The following is a 5,041-nucleotide window of genomic DNA, read 5'->3' on the forward strand; positions in this document are numbered from 1 at the left end:
CACCGCCGCCACCCCCCGCCTCTGACCACCACCCAGGACACGCACGCAACCCGCAAGGCACCAGAGCCCGCGAGCCTGACACACCCCCGCCCAGGGGGCCTCGCTGGGGCCCGACGCGGCCGTCTCACCTCCGCACGCGGTCCCGGGACCGAAGGGGTCTTCGTGGACGCGCCCACATCAGCCACCACCGCAACCCCGCGACAACCTGGACAGTCGCGATCGCGTCCGAAGGCAGGGTTCGAGCCTGCGAGAAACCTGATCGCGCAGCGAGCCGCCAGGCGAGCCGGAGCGATGCAGCGATCGCACCGCATCGCCCGTTGAAGGGAAGGCGCTCCAGCGCCTGACCGCCGAGGGCGGTGCAATAAACACCCCACTGCTATTCTGAGAGCCCGTGGACAGTGCGTACGTCCGCATCGCAACGACCACGGGAGCATCTTCTTTGCCTTCGGCAGCCACTGGTAGCTCGCGGCCTACCAAGCATCTCTTCGTCACGGGCGGTGTCGCCTCAAGCCTCGGCAAGGGGCTCACGGCGTCCAGCCTCGGGCGGCTTCTCACCCTGCGCGGCCTCCGCGTCACGATGCAGAAGCTCGACCCGTACCTCAACGTCGACCCCGGCACGATGAACCCGTTCCAGCACGGTGAGGTCTTCGTCACCGACGACGGCGCCGAGACCGACCTGGACATCGGCCACTACGAGCGGTTCCTCGACACGGAGCTGCACGGTTCGGCGAACGTCACCACGGGGCAGGTCTACTCCAACGTGATCGCCAAGGAGCGGCGCGGGGAGTACCTCGGCGACACCGTGCAGGTCATCCCGCACATCACCAACGAGATCAAGGACCGGATCATCGGGATGGCCGCCGATGACGACGTCGACATCGTCATCACCGAGGTGGGCGGGACGGTCGGTGACATCGAGTCGCTGCCGTTCCTGGAGGCGGTCCGCCAGATCCGGCACGAGATCGGCCGGGACAACTGCTTCTTCCTGCACGTGTCCCTGCTGCCCTACATCGGCCCGTCCGGGGAGCTGAAGACCAAGCCGACGCAGCACTCGGTCGCCGCGCTGCGCTCCATCGGCATCCAGCCCGACGCGATCGTGTGCCGGTCCGACCGGCCGATCACCGACGGGCTCAAGCACAAGATCAGCCTCATGTGCGACGTCGACCGGGAGGCCGTGGTGTCGGCCGTCGACGCGGCGTCGATCTACGACATCCCGAAGGTGCTGCATTCCGAGGGCCTGGACGCGTACGTGGTGCGGCGGCTGGACCTGCCGTTCCGCGACGTGGACTGGGGCGCGTGGGACGAGCTGCTGCGGCGGGTCCACAAGCCGGCCCGCGAGGTCACGATCGCGCTGGTCGGCAAGTACATCGACCTGCCGGACGCGTACCTCTCGGTGACGGAGGCGCTGCGGCACGGCGGGTTCGGCAACGACGCCAAGGTCCACATCCGCTGGGTGAAGAGCGACGACTGCGAGACGGCCGAGGGGGCCAAGCGGGAGCTGGACGGTGTCGACGGCGTGCTCATCCCCGGCGGGTTCGGGGTGCGCGGCATCGAGGGCAAGCTCGGCGCGGTGCGGCACGCGCGGGAGAACCGCGTCCCGCTCCTCGGCATCTGCCTCGGCCTGCAGTGCATGGTGATCGAGGCGGCGCGGACGCTGGCCGGGCTCGCCGGCGCCGACAGCGCCGAGTTCGACGCCACCACCGCCCACCCGGTCGTCGCGACGATGACCGACCAGGTCGACGTGGTCGCCGGTGAGCGGGACATGGGCGGGACGATGCGGCTCGGCCTCTACCCGGCCGACCTCGCCGAGGGGTCGATCGTGCGGGAGCTGTACGGGGAGGCGAAGGTGTCCGAGCGGCACCGGCACCGCTACGAGGTCAGCAACGTGTACCGGGACCGGCTGGAGGAGGCCGGGCTGTGGTTCTCCGGCCTGTCGCCCGACGGCCGCCTGGTCGAGTACGTCGAGCTGCCCCGCGACCGGCACCCGTTCTTCGTCGGCACCCAGGCGCACCCGGAGTTCCGGTCCCGCCCGACGCGCCCGCACCCGCTGTTCACCGGGCTGGTCACCGCGGCGCTCGACTATGCGGAGGCCCGCACGGGCGACGGCGAGGCGGGGAACGTGACCGTTTCATGAGCCCGGCCGGGGGCCTCGGCCCGGACGACGTCCGGGACCGTCCCGAGCGCTGGCACGTCGTGGAGGGGTCCACGGTGTTCCGGGGCCGTGTGTTCGGCGTCCGCAGCGACCGGGTGGAGATGCCGCGCGGCGACGGCACCGAGATCGTCGTACGCGACATGATCCAGCACATCGGCTCCGTCGGTGTCATCGCCGTCGACGACCGCGACCGGGTGCTGCTGCTGCGGCAGTACCGCCATCCGGTGGGGCGGCTGCTGTGGGAGGCGCCGGCCGGGCTGCGGGACGTGGACGGCGAGCCGCTGCACAAGCTCGCCGAGCGGGAGCTGCTGGAGGAGGCCGGGTACCGCGCCGGCCGCTGGGACACCCTGGTCGATGTCTACACCTCGCCCGGCATGGCCGACGAGCGCGTCCGGATCTTCCTGGCCCGCGACGTCACCGAGGTGCCCGCCGACCAGATCGATTTTGAGCGCGTCCACGAGGAGGCCGACATGCCGGTCGTGTGGGTGCCGCTGGAGGACGCGGTCCGCAAGGTGCTGGCCGGCGACCTGCACAACATGATCACCTGTTTGGGGGTGCTGGCGGCGCAGGCCGCGCGGGCGTCGGGATACGCCGGGCTGCGTCCGGTCGACGCGCCGGAGAGCTGAGCGGGATGGGGCACCGCGCCGGGCCGGAGGGGGCATGATGGGCGGGACTCCGTAGCCACGCCCGGAAGAGGTGCCGCAACTGAACACTCTTCATCCTCGGTCGGCGGCGGGTGACGGCTGTGGCGACGGGCCGGATGAACCGGCCGCGCTGCCCGCGGGCGCCGGTTCCGCGCTCGGCGGCACCGTGCGCACCTACCTGGGGCACCTCGCGGTCGAGCGCGGGCTGGCCGCCAACACCCTCAGCTCCTACCGCCGCGACCTGCGGCGCTACGTGCAGGTGCAGGACGGCCGGGGCCGCGCGGACATCGCCGACATCACCGAGGGCGACGTCCGGGCCTACCTGGTGAGTCTGCGGGAGGGCGACGCGGACCATCCGCCGCTGTCGGCGGGCTCGGCGGCGCGGGCGCTCGCCGCCGTCCGCGGGCTGCACCGCTTCGCGTTGCGCGAGGGCCTGGCGGCCGGGGACCCCGCGCACGACGTCAAGCCGCCGACCCCGCCGCGGCGGCTGCCCAAGGCGATCTCCCTGGCGGAGGTGGAGCGGCTGCTCGCCGCGGTGGACGCGCCGTCCGGCGGCGACGCCGGTACCGCCCGCGGCCTGCGCGACCGGGCGCTGCTGGAACTGCTGTACGGGTCGGGCGCCCGGATCTCCGAGGCCGTCGGCCTGGACGTCGACGACCTCGACCTGCGGGACGGGTTCGCCCGCGTCGCCGGCAAGGGCGGCAAGGCGCGGGTCGTGCCCATCGGCGACTACGCCCGGGAGGCCGTGGACGCCTATCTGGTGCGGGCCCGTCCCGAACTCGCCGGGGCGGGACGGGGCGGCCCGGCGCTGTTCCTGAACGCGCGCGGCGGGCGGCTGTCGCGGCAGGGCGCGTGGATGGTGCTGCGCGCCGCGGCCGACCGGGCGCACCTGTCGGAGGTGTCCCCGCACACGCTGCGGCACTCGTTCGCGACCCACCTGCTCGACGGCGGCGCCGACGTCCGCGTCGTGCAGGAACTGCTCGGGCACGCCTCCGTGACCACGACGCAGGTCTACACGCTGGTGACCGTCCAGCTGCTGCGCGAGGTCTACGCCACCTCGCACCCGCGCGCCAGAAGCTGATCGGGCAAATCCCGACGTTCGGCGCGCGTCGGCTTGAGACCCGGCACCGGCGGCCCTAGAGTCCCCGTTCTGGATGGCATTTCCGGGCCACCGGGGAGGGATCTGGTGACCAGCACAAACGGTGCGGATGGAGTCCTATCCTCCGCCACCATAGAGACCGATCCGAGCAGGGGGCTCGGGCCGACTCAGCGGCCCGTGCCGGTTTTCCCGGAGCCCGAACCCCTCGCGGAGCACGGTCCCGCGCGGATCGTGGCCGTCTGCAACCAGAAGGGCGGCGTCGGCAAGACCACCACGACGATCAACCTGGGCGCGGCGCTCGCCGAGTACGGCCGCCGCATCCTGCTCGTCGACTTCGACCCGCAGGGCGCCCTGTCGGTCGGGCTGGGGAAGGGCGACCCGCGCCAGCTCGACGTGACGATCCACAACCTGCTGCTCGAACGCGACACCGAGTGGGAGGACATCGTCATCGAGACCGGTGTCGACGGGATGGACCTGCTGCCGAGCAACATCGACCTTTCGGGCGCGGAGGTCCAGCTCGTCCACGAGGTCGGCCGCGAGTACATCCTCCAGGGCGCGCTGAAGTCGGCCGTCGAGCACTACGACTACATCCTCATCGACTGCCAGCCGTCGCTCGGCCTGCTCACCGTCAACGCGCTGGCGGCCGCCGACGGCGTGCTGATCCCGCTGGAGTGCGAGTACTTCGCGATGCGCGGGGTCGCGCTGCTGATGGAGACCATCGAGAAGGTGCAGGGCCGCATCAACCCGCACCTCGTCATCGACGGCGTCCTCGGCACCATGTACGACTCGCGGACGCTGCACACCCGCGAGGTCCTCGGACGCATCGTCGAGGCGTTCGGCGACAAGGTGTTCCACACCGTCATCAACCGGACGGTGCGCTTCCCCGACGCGACCGTCGCCGGGGAGCCGATCACCTATTTCGACCCCAACTCGATGGGCGCGAACGCCTACCGCGGGCTGGCGCGGGAGGTACTGGGGCGGTGGGCCCTCACAGGGTGAGGCCACCCGTGTTACAAAGTCGGCGAGGCCGTCGCCGCGGCGAGCACGGACGCCGGCGGCCGCGGTGAGCACAGGATCCCGGTCCGCCACCCGGCCCGGTGGCGAACCCCGACGAACCGGACACGCCCGTGAAGCAGCCCCCCGCGC

4 protein-coding genes are annotated in these 5,041 nt (G+C 71.9%); all 4 read left to right on the forward strand.

Annotated elements, in window-relative coordinates:
• Window positions 1–439: 439 nt before the first annotated feature.
• The 4 genes from E1289_RS36455 (at window position 440) to E1289_RS36470 (ending at window position 4,894) form a co-directional block, all read left to right on the forward strand.
• Window positions 440–2,134: a CTP synthase gene (locus E1289_RS36455; RefSeq protein WP_131988559.1), complete on the forward strand. Its 1,695-nt coding sequence runs from the start codon at window positions 440–442 to the stop codon at window positions 2,132–2,134.
• Window positions 2,131–2,778, forward strand: coding sequence for an NUDIX hydrolase (locus E1289_RS36460; protein ID WP_131988561.1), 648 nt, complete (start codon window positions 2,131–2,133; stop codon window positions 2,776–2,778). The genes E1289_RS36455 and E1289_RS36460 overlap by 4 nt, the downstream gene beginning before the upstream one ends.
• 148 nt (window positions 2,779–2,926) lie before the next feature.
• Window positions 2,927–3,877 carry a site-specific tyrosine recombinase XerD gene (gene xerD, locus E1289_RS36465; protein ID WP_131988565.1) on the forward strand — a complete coding sequence of 317 codons (951 nt, stop codon included), beginning with the start codon at window positions 2,927–2,929 and terminating at the stop codon, window positions 3,875–3,877.
• Between the two features lie 150 nt (window positions 3,878–4,027).
• Window positions 4,028–4,894, forward strand: a complete 867-nt coding sequence (locus tag E1289_RS36470; protein WP_207929395.1) for a ParA family protein — start codon at window positions 4,028–4,030, stop codon at window positions 4,892–4,894.
• Window positions 4,895–5,041: the final 147 nt, after the last annotated feature.

The sequence above is a fragment of the Actinomadura sp. 6K520 genome, from assembly GCF_004349245.1.
In the GTDB taxonomy this organism is placed as follows: Bacteria; Actinomycetota; Actinomycetes; order Streptosporangiales; family Streptosporangiaceae; genus Spirillospora.